The organism is Sphingobacterium endophyticum, from assembly GCF_009733535.1.
In the GTDB taxonomy this organism is placed as follows: domain Bacteria; phylum Bacteroidota; class Bacteroidia; order Sphingobacteriales; family Sphingobacteriaceae; genus Sphingobacterium; species Sphingobacterium endophyticum.
Genome location: NZ_SMMI01000024.1, coordinates 1 through 14,543 on the forward strand (window position 1 = coordinate 1; position 14,543 = coordinate 14,543).

Sequence of the window (14,543 nt, forward strand, 5' to 3'; positions counted from 1 at the left end):
GGTCGTATAATTTCGGCACTTTTTGGGTCTTCTTTAATTCTTTTCTTCTTCTCACCAGTGATGATGAATGATTCATTAAAACCGGTTTTAATTCCATAATTGAGATTTATATTCCATTCTTTAAGAGGTGTGCCAATTGCTTCGATGTTCTCCTTAATTTGTTTTTCAATATGAGAAAGTACAATCCAACTTTCGCTGATCTTAAAACCTATTTGGTGAGCAATTTGTTCAAAATAAATGCACTCATTTTCTAGTTATATTATATGTCTATATTTATTCTCGCCATAATGTGTATATTTTTATATCATTTTTATATAAAAATTTATACAAGATGATATACGGATATATTCGAGTAAGTACTGACAAGCAGACAGTAGAAAATCAACGTTTTGAGATTAACCATTTCTGTAAAAAGCAAGATATTATAGTTAATCGCTGGATTGAAGAAACCATATCAGGTTCTAAACAGGTTGATGATAGAAAGTTAGGAAAGTTATTAAAAAAGATGAAAAAAGATGATATACTTATTTGCTCAGAATTATCTCGTTTAGGACGTAATTTGTTGATGATTATGGGCGTCCTCAATGAATGTATGAATCGTGATATTCAAGTATGGACAATTAAAGATAATTATCGACTAGGTAGTGACATTAACTCTAAAGTCCTAGCTTTTGCATTTGGATTATCTGCTGAGATTGAACGAAATTTAATTTCACAACGTACCAAAGAAGCCTTAGCTCGGAAGAAAGCGGAAGGGGTTATACTTGGTAGGCCTGTAGGAAGAAAGTCTTCCAAAACGAAGCTAACAGGTCAAGAAAAAAAGATAAAAGAGTTGTTAGACAAAAATGTTTCATATAGTGCTATTGGTCGAATTCTGGGAGTTCATAGATTAACCGTGACAAGCTTTGTAAAGAATAATACGGATGCTTTGTGATTTTTGGTTACAATCACTGCCCTCTAAATAATCTCCTGGTAAAAAAAATAAAACCCTGTAAACTAGTAGTTTACTGGGTTTTATCGTGCACCTGCCTGGGCTCGAACAAGGGACCAAAAGATTATGAGTCTTCCGGCAACTGTACCGCTGGTAGGTTTTGGGCTATGTATTAAAAATGGATTGGTCTAACTCCTTCTTTCGTTATATTGTGATAAAAATATTTTTCGTTGGGTTCATCTTAGGATTAAGATACCAAACACTTTCCCACTCACTATATTTTGATGCAATCTGAAGAATTAGAGTTCCATTATCTGAGAAACCTCTTGCAAGCAATTGCTATTTCTACACATAACTTGGCTTAATTCAGGAAGAACTTCCTTCATTACATTACTAATTATATTTAAGAGACTCTCTTCTAAATGTATCGTCCTGCTTTATTCAAATATAGCAAAATCAAGTTTTTATTATTTATATTTGAGAGTAATTCTCAAAAAAGCAATTTAAAATGATACATTATCTAAAAATTAGAAATTTTGGGCCCATCAATAATGAAGCTGAAATAAATTTCGAGATTGCCGAAAACATCGAAGAGGACTCTTATGAAATTAAGACGCCCGATGGAAGGAGATTGCTTAAACTTGCATATATCTATGGAGCTAATGCTTCTGGGAAAACCAGCATTTTAAAAGCATTCGATTTCCTGCGCAAAATACTGTTGCATCCCCTAAATGAGAAATCCAGCGAACTTTCTTTTGATCCATTTTTGTTTTGTGCAGATCCTTATACGAAAACTTCCTATTTTGAACTTTCATTTTACGTAGAAGGTGTACGCCACGTTTATTCCCTTCGCTTCACCAAGGAATCCATATTGGATGAAAAATTATCATTTTATCAAACAAATCGTCCTACAGAGATTTTTTCAAGGTTGACGGATCCTGAGAAACGCTTGGCTAAAATCCAATTTGGATCAAGGATAAAAGTTCCTGCTAGGGAGAAGGATCTACTAGAGAGCAACACACTTCACAATAATACGGTGTTAGGTGCCTATGCCAAAACGAATGTTGACATCCCTGAATTGGAAGAATTGAACAGGTGGTTCAGTTCATATCTTTTGGGCATGATCACTTCGGCTCATAACCTGACAGAAGTTACGGCAGAGTTAATCGACAAAAACCCAAAGATTAATGAATGGATCAATAATTTAATGTATAAGGCTGATAGCCAAATATCCAGTGTGATTGTTCCTGATTGGAGCGACCAGATTGGGTTGCAATTGGACGATGCTTTTCACCACGAATTCAAGAATGCCATTTTACAACAGGGTAGTTACTCTATCAAAACATCTTTAAGAACCAATACAGGTACACTGACCACACCGAGTAAATTTTACGGAGGACCGAGTGAACGGCGTATAGAATTCCTGCATAAATCAGATGATGGCAATTCTTATCCATTATCCATACAAAAAGAAAGCAGTGGTACCAAACGCTTTTTTGGTTTTGCTGGACCTTTGTACGAATTGATATATAACGCTCATCTGCTCTGTATCGATGAACTGGAAACATCTTTGCACCCTGATCTGATGAAATATTTTCTGCAGGTTTTTCTTATGAACTCTAATAAATCACAGTTGTTGATTACTTCCCATAATCTATCGCTAATGGCGGATCCAGACTTTATACGTCGAGATGCGCTCTGGTTCAGTGAAAAACAAGGTGACGGATCAGTTTCCCTATTCTCGGCAGCAGACTTCGATACAGCGACTCTAAGAAAAGACTCCAGTCTTATCAACGCCTACAAATCTGGAAGATTAGGAGCTAAACCAAATCTTGGCTCTCCATATTTATTAGAATAACATGGCAAGACAACCTAAACTGAAACAGACAAGGAGTACGGTTGCGCTTGTTGGAGATGGAAAGACAGAAAGGATATATTTTGCAAACGTTCGGGACACTGACAGGCCTGCGAACCTTGCTATCTTTCCTGATTATCCCCGCAAGATCGGAAGTTATAAGGGTGTGCTTGACCGTTCGATTTCTTTGAAAAAAGAAGGATATGACCGTGTGTACGCCTTAATTGATATGGACAAGATCATTGACGAAAATAAAACTGCCGAATATCGAGAGGCGAAAGAAGCGGCCGAAAATATTGGCGTAATTGTTTTGGAAAACAATCCTTGCTTTGAAATATGGATATTATTGCATTTTAATAGAACAGGTAGACTTTTTGGCAACTGTAATCAAGTTGTTGTTGAAATCCAGAAAAACGACCAGCTTTCCAACTACTGCAAAGTAGAACGCTATCTGGCAGCAGCAAAACTCTATGAAAAATATAAAGATGAACTGCTTGAAAGAGCCATCCCTAATGCGAAACATTTGGAGCACAGACGTGAAGACTATAGTGAGAGGTATCCACGAGCCGAAACGTTCAAATTTTTTGAATGGTATTTTGACAAAAATATTTGATTATCTCAAAGTCAATGGGTAGGCATTTTAGTTATTTTTATAATTCATCAACCAAACTAAAGTGATCTTCACAAGAGATTGAAACCTGGTGCGTGAGGGTGCTCGAATGACTACGGAATTCGGGCTTTTTTTAAAGAAGATATTTGGATAATCATCCTGTAAATGCCCAATTGGTAGGTCTGTTCTTCCAAATGGACGGTAAGCAAATACAGGTTTCTAAAAAAATGGTTTGGTTCCTATAAATAGCTCAAAACATCAGTGAGTATCGTGATATTGTAGGATTGAACAGATGCGTCATCTAAATAAGCTTTTCGTATTATAAAAAACTCACTAGTGAGAGATATAAATTTGCAATGATGAATTAACTTTCTTATATTCAAAGCATAATCAATTATTTTATGGTATTTTCTCTTTATTTAGATTTACCATTTATCGATAGCTACATTATTCTTGGATTTTCTCACGAAGAGATTCTGGATTGCTCTGAGACCAAAAATATGTACGGCTTTTTGGCCAGTAATACAGGAAGAAAAGTATCATCTTGTGTTATTTTTTATCATTACTTCCCAGCTCCAAATGAAAGTAATCCATATTATGAATACATTATTAATTGTTAAGGTAAATGCGGAGCCAATTCTACCAAAAAGTCAGTCAAATGTACTGAACCGGAAACAGAGGTAATTTGTAGTACTGAAGGGCAAATTAATGATAGAATGTCTCAATGACTGCAGGGTCGTGGATAACCAAGGTATGGAAAGTCTGGACGCAAATGGCCAACAGAGTGGTACCACTACATATTATGCAGCAAAATCGAGGGGTAAGCAATACTACAGTACTTAACAATTGAACTTAAAATATTGGAAATATGTGGATAAGGATTAACTTGATCTCTTGCCTGATAATTATGATATCCTGGACTTTATGTTCCGGACAGGTGTTCAAGGTCCAACTTCATCCGAAAATTGGTCCCGAGAACGGAAGAACAATCATCAAAGGTTATCCCTTTAAAGGGTTGCAAGAGGTAGGTCAATTGGACACCGACAGATTTGATCTTTGGGAGATATACAGTTTTGCCTTCAATTCAGACCAATCAGCGGTGGATAAAGTCGGTTTGGAATACCTGTCAGAAATCGGTGAAAAGGTGGATACCAGATTTATTTATAAGGACGGCATTCCGAAAAACAACATATTGGCATTTGTAGGGATTGGAAAGGATAGCATGGTTTACGTTGCTGTCGATAAGAACAACGACGGTGACCTCATGGATGAAAAATGGCATACATTCAGAAAAAATCCTGATAATGAAAAATTTGAATCCGATTACATCCCAATTACCTGTGAGATCTCCTATTTCGACGGGAAAGGTTTACGGGATACTGTTCTTCCCATGGAACTCAATGTGGTTAGACCTCCAAAAGGCTTTAAGGGCATTCCGGGAATCAGTGATAAAGATCCTGTAAAAAATTTGTGCGAAGTACAGCTGATGAAGATCTCCTATAAGGAAGGTGAACTGGACTATAGGGGAAAGACATATAGGATAAGGATAACAGACCCTACTTATAACCTCTATCCATTTGACCAGGAATATTCCCTAGCGGTAGAGGAAATGCCTCCTAAAGGAAAATCATCGAATTATAGCTATCCATCCGATACTGGAGATCCGGTACGGATCGGAACAGGTCTCTTTAAAATTCCTACCAGAATCAAGGATCTAATAACCTTTACCTATTTGAGGGATGCCCCTCAGGAGAATGGTCAAATAGGCAAAAAGTTACCTTCAAGTTCGTTCACCGACCTTGCCAATGGGAAAAAGATGACTGACATCATTGCGGACGGAAATCGTTACCTGATCCTGGACCTATGGGCGAGTTGGTGCGGGCCCTGTATTGCAGCACTGCCAGAACTACTGTCCGTCAGCAAGAGGTTTCCATCTGAAAAGGTCCAGATCGTTAGCCTGGCCATTGACAAACCTGAAAACATCGAAAAGATTAAAAGAATAATTAAGGAAAACGGATTGACCTGGCCGCAATACTTCCTGGATTCAGGAAGCACCGGTTCCATATTCCTCAAAGAAATCGAGATACAGTATTTCCCCGCTACTTTCCTGATATCTCCGAAAGGAGATGTCCTCTATAGAGGTGTATCCGTCACTTCGCTCGAGGAAGCGGTCAAAGAGCTGGAATCTGTAATCAGTGAAAAGTAATAAAAAGGACTGATGAAGATAAAAACCTTCATAAATACTTCTAAAAGAGAACCGATAGAAAAGCTCATATCCTCAATGAGTTTATTGGAAGAAGTGATTTAGTTATAAATATAATTCCAGCGAACGAAGACATTCTATCCCTTTATTTCTCATCTGGCCGAAATTACCCTTAGAAACGAAAAAAGTCGTTTTTCTGAAAAGAAAAACGACTTTTTTAATTTGTGCGCCCACCTGGGCTCGAACCAGGGACCAAAAGATTATGAGTCTTCTACTCTAACCGACTGAGCTATAGGCGCGGTTATTTTTGTGTTAAAAAAGGTGATGTATACCCCTTTTGACGATGCAATTATCGATATTTGAGACGAGAAAACAAAATTTTATATGCAAAAAGTTAAAAATGTTATTCTGGATTATGGGAATGTAATTTTTATGATCGACTTTCCAAAAGTTCGTCAATCGTTTATTGATTTGGGTATCAGCAATGTGGATGATTTTTTTGGTCACCATGGACAAGATGTTTTGTTTGATGCATTTGATAAGGGTGAAATTACCGTACCGGAATTTCGGGATGGGGTTCGTAAGAAAGCAAGCCGTTTTGACCTGACAGATTCTCAAATTGACCATGCCTGGAATTCATTATTGATTGGAGTTCCGGAAGGAAAGCATGAAATTTTATTAAAATTAAAGGATAACTATCGGACATTTTTATGTAGCAATAATAATGAACTGCATTACAATTATTGCATGAAACATATTCAGGAAAAGTATGGAGTTCCAAGCAATGATGTTTTCTTTGAAAGAACCTATTACTCCCATTTGGAAGGATTGAGAAAGCCAGATGCAGCAATATTCGAACGTGTTTTGGATCAAAATAACTTAAATCCTGAAGAGTCATTATTTATTGATGATAGTCCGCAGCATTTGGAAGGAGCGAAGAAGCTTGGTATTCAGACGGTTCTGTGCAGTAAGGAACGTCCATTGGACCAGATTGTGGCCGACCTAAAATTATATTAAATATAGTTTGTGTCGTACTCTTGATTTACGTATCTTTGCAGACCAAGAATTTTACGACGGAAGGAGGTATACAAAAAAGCTATGATTATTGTTAATGTAAAAGAAGGAGAATCTTTAGATAGAGCGTTAAAACGTTTCAAGAAGAAATTCGAGAAGACAGGCGTTTTAAGAGAATTACGTTCACGTCAAGCTTATGAGAAAAAATCCGTTGCTCGTCGTATCCAAGTTAAGAAGGCTATTTATAAGCAAACTTTGAATCAAGATAACGCGTAATGATATTTTAAAGCTGCTTTCGAGCAGCTTTTTTTGTGAGAATAAAATAGAATTGGACCTTAAGGTCCTTTTTTTATTGGCTATTGAATAGTAATAAGGCAAGATGGAAAATATTAAGAGAGATTTTGAGTGAGAGTAGTTAGGAAACCCTTATTTTCTAAAAATATAAAAGCCCGTTAGATAACGAGCTTTTTGTACCTCCGGTAGGAATCGAACCTACATCATCAGAACCGGAATCTAACATTCTATCCATTGAACTACGGAGGCGGGTTGCCAAAAATAATACTTTTTATGGGTTTTATATAACAATAGCTTGCTGAATTTAGCAAGCTATTGATTTATAGGGAATATCTGTTACTAATGGCCTTCGTGACTATCGGAAACTAAGTGAATTTCTACTTTTAGATCGAGGTCATTCGCACCACCGAATTTATTGAAATCAGTATTAAAGATATCTGTCTTAGGGTCAATGCTGGCTTTAACACCTGGATTTAGATGTCTCATTAAATAGCGGAATGTAAAGCTTGGAGCTTCTTTAAGCACGGTGATATAACCAGAAACACCGACATGTGCTAATTTGCCATCCGCTGCTTTATCGGAATATTCAGCGGCAAGCGATCCTGCTGGAGCTCCAAGAATAAATGCAAAATGTTGATCTGCACGCTCGATAAATGTTTGTTGGCTTTCACGACCAGCGAAGTCTTTAACTTTTAAGTTGAATCTATAGGATTTACCAACTTCCAAGTGAAGGTGAGCACCAACAGGAGGGAGAAAGTCCTTTCCTGAGAATTCCACTGTTTCAACTTCTGGATTTGTGATTTCTTTATAGTCCGTATGGTCATTATGAATTTCAGCTTTTACTTCAGTAAAAGTCAGTGATGCCGAGCTAACTTCTTCTTGATCAATTTCCGGTGTAGGATCGTCCTTAGAACAAGACTGAAAAGCGAAAGATGCTGCTAATATTAAAAGAATGATAATGTTTGATTTCATGATGTTAAGATTTTAAAATTTATAGTTTACGGATAAAATAAAGTTCCTTCCAGGTCGATGGGCATAATACCTAAACCGGTCCATATAATCCTTATAGCTTTTATTGAACAGGTTTTCAGCCGAGATGGAAAGATTGAATTCTTGATTTTTTAATTGAATTGGATACGTAATATATGCATTAAATAAGTTGTATGCTGAAGGAGGTGTGCTGTAGTCTGTGCCTTCTTCATACCGAGTTTGTTTAGCTACAAATTCATGTGAAATTTTAATATATCCGCTCTTTTGACCAGCATAATACCATTGGATAGCATTTTGAAGCCTGTCAGATGGAATATAAGGCAGGTAAGTCTTTTTACTAAGATTTTCTGCACGTACTAAACTAGCTTGTATGCTGTAATGGATGTCCTGTCTTATCTTCCAGCTGAATTGTAGATCGGCACCATAAAAGAGGGCGTTGTCTTGTCTATAGCTAAAAATTGGGAAAGTTCCACGAATTGTTTGACGAACAGAATCAGGATTGGGGGCAGCATAAATGTAATTGCGGATAATCTGTCCATATACATCAGCTGTAAATTTGACTCTATCATTGTTGAAATCAATAGCATGGATCCATTTATAACCTTGTTCAGCTTTTAAATTAAGATTTCCTATTTCATAGATCGCAGCGGCATGGTGTACACCGTCACTATATAATTCGTTTGCCGTAGGAGCACGCCATGCTAAGGCTAAACTAGATTTATAATTCCAGTTTGTATTTATTCGGCGGGCTACACCTAGGGAGCCTGATATATTGTGAAAACTTCTCGAATCTTCCAACAGGTATTGCTGAGGAACGGAAGATTGATTGTCCATATATTTATAGCGATAACCTGCAGCATCAAAATAACGGAAATCATATCGCCATCCTGCTTCCAATACCCATTTATCCAATGATATTTGGTGGATTCCAAAAATACCTGCAGTGTAACTATCGTAATTTGGAATAATTGGAGTAGTGCCTGTTCCACTGATATTATTGTTCACCTGATTTCCTAGATTCAACCCTAAAGTATTCTGGCCAGATTTTAAGATTAGCTCTAATTGTTGGGTGTTAAGAACCATATCAGACATGGGAACATCATCAGAAACAGCTCTTCTCATATCGAATTCCTGTCGATGGTTGTTTTGAAAGGAATATTGAGCTTCAAGTTGCCAATTATTTTTAAGAGAGCTTTGAAACCTGAGTTTTCCTAATTGATGGCTAACCTTTTGTTTTGGAGCATTTATTTGGTAGCTGAAACTATATTTTTCAAAAGGCTCTCCATTTTCTATTCTTGCATATATATCTTCGATAGTACCGATATGTGCGCCATAAAATACACCTAATTCGGTTGAGAACCTGCTGTAATAAGCTTCGAAGAAATTATTCTTTTTGCGATACTGCAATGAACCAGAAAAATTCAATTCCTCAACCCCTGTATTTCCTAAATTATAGTTAGCGGTCTTGCTATCACCAAGTTTTTTACCAGAACCTTGGATTTTCCATGCCATTTGGGGTATAGCTGCAATTCCACCCTGTAGTTGAATGTTTGCTGTTGCACCTCTTCCGTTCGACTGTGCAATAAGGTCGACTCGACCACTTAATTCATTAGGATCTAAGATTTGACTTTTGGCGATAAGAACTCCCCCTAATGCATCAGCACCATAGCGAACGGCTTGTGCACCTTTAATAACTTCAAAATCTTGTGCTGTGAAGGGGTCGATCTCTGGAGCATGTTCCATTCCCCACTGTTGTCCTTCCTGCTTTACACCATTGTTCAATAGAATGATTCTGTTGCTATGTAATCCATGAATGACTGGTTTTGCTACAGAATGTCCAGAATTCAACAGGCTTACTCCAGAAAGCTGAGCAAATACTTCAGCAGCTAGCTTACCTTTTGACTCCTCAATTTGATCATTGCTTAATCTTGCTTTTACAGCAGTTTTCTGTTCCTCGATTTGTGCAGAAATAGAAACCGTTTCAATTTTTTCGCTGAAAGTTTTTAAAACAATTGTTAATACGCTATCCGGATCAGCGTGAATGGGCTGTTCAAAAGTATCATATCCTATTGCAGAGACTCTTAGAGTTAGGTGTTGATGTCCAACGCCAGCTTTAAATTTAAAGTGGCCATGACTGTCTGAAATGGTATTAAAATCCATTTCGTGGACAAAAATATTCGCTCCGAGAATAGGTTGGGATTGTTCGTCAACAACAATTCCTTTTATATATTGATTGGAAGAGGATTGTGAATTCCCATAATTAAAAACAAAAATGAAAATCACAGTCCATGCATATTTCAACATGTAATTTATGAATGTATGGTATTTAATGCTATATACTACGTATTTGATGTAGATAGCAATGGAGGACCACGAAGGAATTTATTGGATCTTGTGTTGAGATGAGGTGATTCAAGAACATTCAGATTGAATGTTGTACTTAATTGAAATTCAGCCGCTCTAGATTCCCAATGAAAGGTAGGGTTTGATTCGACTCCCTGTTGAAAGAACAAAAAACAATAATGGCAATCATCAGAATTAGCGTGATGATGGTCCTGGGTTTGACATTCCTTAAGAGAATCGTGATTGTGATCATGTCTGTGGAGCACAATTAATACCATGGAAAGGAAGATAACACTTATCCAAATGGTAGAAATTAATTGCTTTAATGGCCTAATCGTTGTAATCACGATGCAAATATAATTCAAATGCAATGATGTTGCAAATTAAATTAAACAAAGTTGCATTAAGACCTGGGGTGATACTGTGTTATAATACTTTGTAAGTAATCTTTGTCAATATGGGTGTAGATTTCTGTTGTTGTAATGCTTTCATGCCCAAGCATATCTTGTACAGCCCTAAGATCAGCTCCACCTTCGACTAAATGTGAAGCAAAACTATGTCGGAAGGTGTGCGGGCTAATTTCTTTTTCTAAACCAATTTTAGTGGCCAAATCTTTAATGATAATGAAAATCATAACTCTAGAGAGAGGATTGCCTCTTCTATTTAAAAAGACAAAATCTTCTTTTCCAAATTTGATAACTTGCTGTACACGGACTTCCTCGAGATAAATTTTGAGAAATTTTATTGCCTGTTGCCCAATAGGGATTAATCTTTCTTTATTTCCCTTACCCTCAACTTTGATAAATTCAACATCTAGGAATAGGTTTGAAATTTTCAGATTACAAAGTTCTGAAACACGGAGTCCACATCCATAGAGTAATTCTAAGATTGCTTTATTACGCATGCCCTCGGGCGAGGATAGGTCAATTGCGGCGATTAATTGATCAATTTCCAGGATGCTTAATACCGATGGGATTTTTCGGGAAAGCCTGGGAGCCTCAATTAATTCGGCAGGGTTATTTAAGAATCCATGTTCGATTTGAAGGAATCCAAAGAAAGTTTTGATGCCGGATAAAAGTCTTGCTTGCGTATATTCAGAGATGGAGAATTCATTGATCCAGACAAGGAATTGCTGAATATCCGTAGTTTTGAATTGTTTCAATTCCAAGTCTTTTAATTCAGCAAAACTTTGAAGTTTTTGGACATCATTTAGATAGGCCAAAATACTATTTTCGCTTAAGCCTCTTTCTAACAATAAGTATCTTTTGAAATCCTTTTTGGTAAGTTCCCAATCCATCTGTTAAATATAGCTAAAACTAGTATTCGTAATTTATAATTTCTTTTAATGCTAAAATAAATTATTGTAGATTGGTCGAAAATATAAATATATAACCATTCAAGTAAATTATTTTTTGAGATTATGAACATTTTAAAACCCTTGGCTTTAGCCTTTCTCTTGCCTTTTACGGCCGAGATGGCGAATGCCTACGTCCCCTCATCCTTAAACTCAGAAGCAAAAGTAGTATTGATGAATGACACCCTGCAATGGGATGCGAAATTACCCTTTGACAAAGATGTGGTTAAAGGAAAGTTAGCAAATGGATTTCAGTATTACATACGTAAAAATACAGAGCCTGAGAAGCGAGTTACTATGTATTTGGCGATAAAAGTAGGTTCTGTTTTGGAAGAAGAAAATCAGAAAGGCTTAGCTCACTTTTTGGAACATATGAATTTTAATGGACTGAAGCATTTTCCTAAGAATGATCTTATTGATTATTTACAAAAAGCGGGAGTTCGTTTTGGTTCTGATTTAAATGCCTATACAAGTTTCGACGAAACTGTCTACCAATTACCTATACCATCTGATGATCCAGAGTTATTAAAGAATGGATTGCAGGTCATGCGTGATTGGGCACAGGATGCTATGTTGGATACGGAAGAAATCAACAAGGAGCGTGGAATTATTATGGAAGAGATGCGCGGCGGACGTGGAGCACAGCAGCGTATGCGCGATCAGTATATTAAGGTCATGTTAAATGGTTCCCGTTATTCAGAACGTCTCCCAATAGGTACGGAAGATATCATTATGAATTTTGATCCGCAAGTAATTCGAGATTTCCATAAAGACTGGTATCGCCCTGATTTGCAGTCCTTGATAATTGTCGGTGATATTGATCCCAAGCAAATGGAAGCTGAGGTAAAGCGTCTATTTTCAGACATGCAAGTTCCGAAAACGAAAAAACCAAGGAAAGAATATAAAGTTGATCTGTTAAATAAGAACCAGTTCATCAAGGTTACAGATCCGGAAATGCCGTACACTGTTGGACAAATCTTTATGAAGCATCCGGAAGAAAAAGTGGTTACTGTAAAGGATTATCGCAAGGATCTTCTAAAAGATGTCTTCAATCAAATGATCAATGCCAGATTTAGTGAATTAGGACAATCTGCAAATCCACCATTTATTCAAGGAGGAGTTGATATTTCAGGATTCCTTGGTGGATTGGATAATATGGGTGCCTTTTTTGTTTCAAAACCAGGTCAATTTGAGGAAGGATTTAAAGCAGTTGTTCGGGAAATGGACAGGTTTCAGAAGTTTGGATTTACAGAGACTGAATTTAAAAGAGCAATTTCATCAATCGCTAAAAGTAATGAGACTTCATACACTGAAAGGGATAAACGTAAATCAGATAGTTATGTGGATACTTATTTAAACAATTTCTTAAATGAAGGTCCTGCATTGAGCAATGAAGACAGATACTTAATAACGAAGCAATTGTTGCCGACATTGACCTTGAAAGAAGTTGAAGCCGTTGGAAAACAATTTTATGTAGACACGAATAGGGATGTGTTGATTTTAGCCCCAGAAGCGGATAAGGATAAACTTCCGGATGAAGGAGCGGTTAATTCTTGGTTTGCTGATGTTGATAAAGAAGACCTGAAAACTTATGATGATAAGGTTTCAGACCTACCTATGCTATCTAATACACCTGTTAAAGGAACCATCAAATCAGAAAAATCTATTGATAAAATAGACACAAAAGAGCTTGTTTTAAGTAATGGTGTTAAGGTTCTATTGAAGCCAACTAAATTCAAGAATGATCAGATAATGATCAATGCTTATAGTCCAGGAGGTACTTCACTTTATTCAGATGCAGATTATATGTCAGCATCTTTTGCTGGAAATTTGGTGAACAGTTCAGGAATAGGACAACTGAACACTGTAGAGTTGCAAAAAAGCTTAACAGGAAAAGATGTGAACATCAGCCCTTATATTTCTGAACGTTCCGAAGGATTAAGAGGTGCCACAGATAAGGAAAGCTTAAAGACTGCATTTGAGATGATTTACGGGTATTTCACAGAACCTAGAATTGAAGATGATATCTTTCAAAGTGTGATTAGTAAGCAGAAGGATATGATGGCAAATCGTGATAGCGATCCGAGTTTTGTTTATGGAGATGCAATTCAAAGGACCCTATATGGAGACAATATCCGTCGAGTACCGTTTTCACTTAAAGATTTGGATAACGTAAATCAAGCCAAAGCTTTAGAAATTTATAAAGATAGGTTTGCTGATGCTTCCGATTTTACTTTTGTAATTGTTGGTTCATTTACGGAGGATGAAATTAAACCATATTTGGAAGAATATTTAGCAGCCCTTCCAACAACAGGTCGCAAGGAAGCAGGCAAGGATCTAAATTTATATGAGAAAAATAAAGGAATTGAAAAGGTAGTTAATAAGGGCAAAGAGGCGAAAGCAACGGTTCGATTAGCGTTGTATGGTGATTATATCTACAATGAGCAAGAGAATTTAAATACTTCAGCCTTAGAAACTATTCTTTCTAATAAATTACTTGAGCGTCTTCGTGAAGAAGAAAGTGGAGTATATGGTACAAGAGCAGGGTTCAATGGTTCGAAATTTCCTAAAGAACGCTATTCCTTTGCAATTGTATTTAGTACGAGTGTAGACAAATATCAATCTTTGATTAATTCAGCTTTAGATGAAATCAAGAAGATTAAAGCAAATGGTCCATCACAAGTTGATATTGATAAATTCAAGATCGAAGAAAAGCGTCAATTGGAACTGAACCTAAAAGAAAATGGTTTCTGGGCTGGTCAGATATTGGGAGCAGTACAAAATCAAACTGATCCTACCGAGGTGACACGTTATTTGGAAGATCTAGATAAAGTAACTATCGAATCGGTTAAGGCAGTGGCCAATAAATATTTGATAGAAGAGAATTTCTATAAATTTATACTGTTGCCGGATGGACAGGTGAAATAATAAAAAAAAATGCCCCTTTTT

General features: G+C 36.7%; 11 protein-coding genes and 2 tRNA genes. 7 read left to right on the forward strand and 6 right to left on the reverse strand.

The window, feature by feature from the left end; genetic code table 11:
* Positions 1 to 331: 331 nt before the first annotated feature.
* From E0Y80_RS19125 to E0Y80_RS19140, 4 genes are all read left to right on the forward strand, one after another.
* Positions 332 to 934 carry a master DNA invertase Mpi family serine-type recombinase gene (locus tag E0Y80_RS19125; protein WP_156309265.1) on the forward strand — a complete coding sequence of 201 codons (603 nt, stop codon included), beginning with the start codon at positions 332 to 334 and terminating at the stop codon, positions 932 to 934.
* Positions 935 to 1,439: 505 nt separating this feature from the next.
* On the forward strand, positions 1,440 to 2,789 hold the full coding sequence (locus tag E0Y80_RS19130; RefSeq protein WP_156309266.1) for an AAA family ATPase: 1,350 nt from the start codon (positions 1,440 to 1,442) through the stop codon (positions 2,787 to 2,789).
* Position 2,790: 1 nt separating this feature from the next.
* A complete protein-coding gene (locus E0Y80_RS19135) occupies positions 2,791 to 3,399 on the forward strand; it encodes an RloB domain-containing protein (RefSeq protein ID WP_156309267.1) in 609 nt (202 codons plus the stop codon).
* An 865-nt stretch (positions 3,400 to 4,264) separates the two neighbouring features.
* Complete coding sequence (locus E0Y80_RS19140; protein WP_156309268.1) at positions 4,265 to 5,602, forward strand: TlpA family protein disulfide reductase; 1,338 nt, start codon at positions 4,265 to 4,267, stop codon at positions 5,600 to 5,602.
* Between the two features lie 222 nt (positions 5,603 to 5,824).
* Here the strand turns inward: E0Y80_RS19140 and E0Y80_RS19145 are convergent.
* Positions 5,825 to 5,898 (reverse strand) — tRNA-Ile (locus E0Y80_RS19145).
* Positions 5,899 to 5,983: 85 nt separating this feature from the next.
* Here E0Y80_RS19145 and E0Y80_RS19150 point away from each other — a divergent pair.
* Both E0Y80_RS19150 and rpsU read left to right on the forward strand, forming a co-directional pair.
* The gene (locus E0Y80_RS19150; protein WP_156309269.1) at positions 5,984 to 6,616 is read left to right on the forward strand and encodes an HAD family hydrolase; all 633 of its coding nucleotides are present in this window, start codon (positions 5,984 to 5,986) and stop codon (positions 6,614 to 6,616) included.
* Positions 6,617 to 6,697: 81 nt separating this feature from the next.
* Positions 6,698 to 6,889 carry a 30S ribosomal protein S21 gene (rpsU, locus tag E0Y80_RS19155; protein ID WP_156309270.1) on the forward strand — a complete coding sequence of 64 codons (192 nt, stop codon included), beginning with the start codon at positions 6,698 to 6,700 and terminating at the stop codon, positions 6,887 to 6,889.
* A gap of 195 nt (positions 6,890 to 7,084) precedes the next feature.
* Here rpsU and E0Y80_RS19160 read toward each other — a convergent pair.
* The 5 genes from E0Y80_RS19160 to xerD all read right to left on the reverse strand — a co-directional run bounded on the left by E0Y80_RS19160 (position 7,085) and on the right by xerD (position 11,537).
* Positions 7,085 to 7,156 (reverse strand) — tRNA-Arg (locus E0Y80_RS19160).
* A 90-nt stretch (positions 7,157 to 7,246) separates the two neighbouring features.
* Positions 7,247 to 7,879, reverse strand: a complete 633-nt coding sequence (locus tag E0Y80_RS19165; RefSeq protein ID WP_156309271.1) for a hypothetical protein — start codon at positions 7,877 to 7,879, stop codon at positions 7,247 to 7,249.
* A 12-nt stretch (positions 7,880 to 7,891) separates the two neighbouring features.
* Positions 7,892 to 10,201, reverse strand: a complete 2,310-nt coding sequence (locus E0Y80_RS19170; protein WP_156309272.1) for a TonB-dependent receptor — start codon at positions 10,199 to 10,201, stop codon at positions 7,892 to 7,894.
* Positions 10,202 to 10,236: 35 nt separating this feature from the next.
* Positions 10,237 to 10,587, reverse strand: coding sequence for a hypothetical protein (locus E0Y80_RS19175; protein ID WP_156309273.1), 351 nt, complete (start codon positions 10,585 to 10,587; stop codon positions 10,237 to 10,239).
* 56 nt (positions 10,588 to 10,643) lie between these two features.
* Positions 10,644 to 11,537 (reverse strand): site-specific tyrosine recombinase XerD, encoded by an 894-nt coding sequence (gene xerD, locus E0Y80_RS19180; RefSeq protein ID WP_156309274.1) that lies wholly within the window; start codon positions 11,535 to 11,537, stop codon positions 10,644 to 10,646.
* 123 nt (positions 11,538 to 11,660) lie between these two features.
* On the opposite strand from xerD, the gene E0Y80_RS19185 reads away from it, so the two are divergent.
* On the forward strand, positions 11,661 to 14,522 hold the full coding sequence (locus tag E0Y80_RS19185) for a M16 family metallopeptidase (RefSeq protein ID WP_156309275.1): 2,862 nt from the start codon (positions 11,661 to 11,663) through the stop codon (positions 14,520 to 14,522).
* Positions 14,523 to 14,543 lie beyond the last annotated feature (21 nt).

Excerpts from the sequence above, each read along its gene's own strand:
- E0Y80_RS19125 (WP_156309265.1), top strand. The coding sequence starts at position 332 with ATGATATACGGATATATTCGAGTAAGTACTGACAAGCAGACAGTAGAA.
- E0Y80_RS19130 (WP_156309266.1), top strand. The coding sequence starts at position 1,440 with ATGATACATTATCTAAAAATTAGAAATTTTGGGCCCATCAATAATGAA.
- E0Y80_RS19135 (WP_156309267.1), top strand. The coding sequence starts at position 2,791 with ATGGCAAGACAACCTAAACTGAAACAGACAAGGAGTACGGTTGCGCTT.
- E0Y80_RS19140 (WP_156309268.1), top strand. The coding sequence starts at position 4,265 with ATGTGGATAAGGATTAACTTGATCTCTTGCCTGATAATTATGATATCC.
- E0Y80_RS19150 (WP_156309269.1), top strand. The coding sequence starts at position 5,984 with ATGCAAAAAGTTAAAAATGTTATTCTGGATTATGGGAATGTAATTTTT.
- rpsU (WP_156309270.1), top strand. The coding sequence starts at position 6,698 with ATGATTATTGTTAATGTAAAAGAAGGAGAATCTTTAGATAGAGCGTTA.
- E0Y80_RS19165 (WP_156309271.1), bottom strand. The coding sequence starts at position 7,879 with ATGAAATCAAACATTATCATTCTTTTAATATTAGCAGCATCTTTCGCT.
- E0Y80_RS19170 (WP_156309272.1), bottom strand. The coding sequence starts at position 10,201 with ATGTTGAAATATGCATGGACTGTGATTTTCATTTTTGTTTTTAATTAT.
- xerD (WP_156309274.1), bottom strand. The coding sequence starts at position 11,537 with ATGGATTGGGAACTTACCAAAAAGGATTTCAAAAGATACTTATTGTTA.
- E0Y80_RS19185 (WP_156309275.1), top strand. The coding sequence starts at position 11,661 with ATGAACATTTTAAAACCCTTGGCTTTAGCCTTTCTCTTGCCTTTTACG.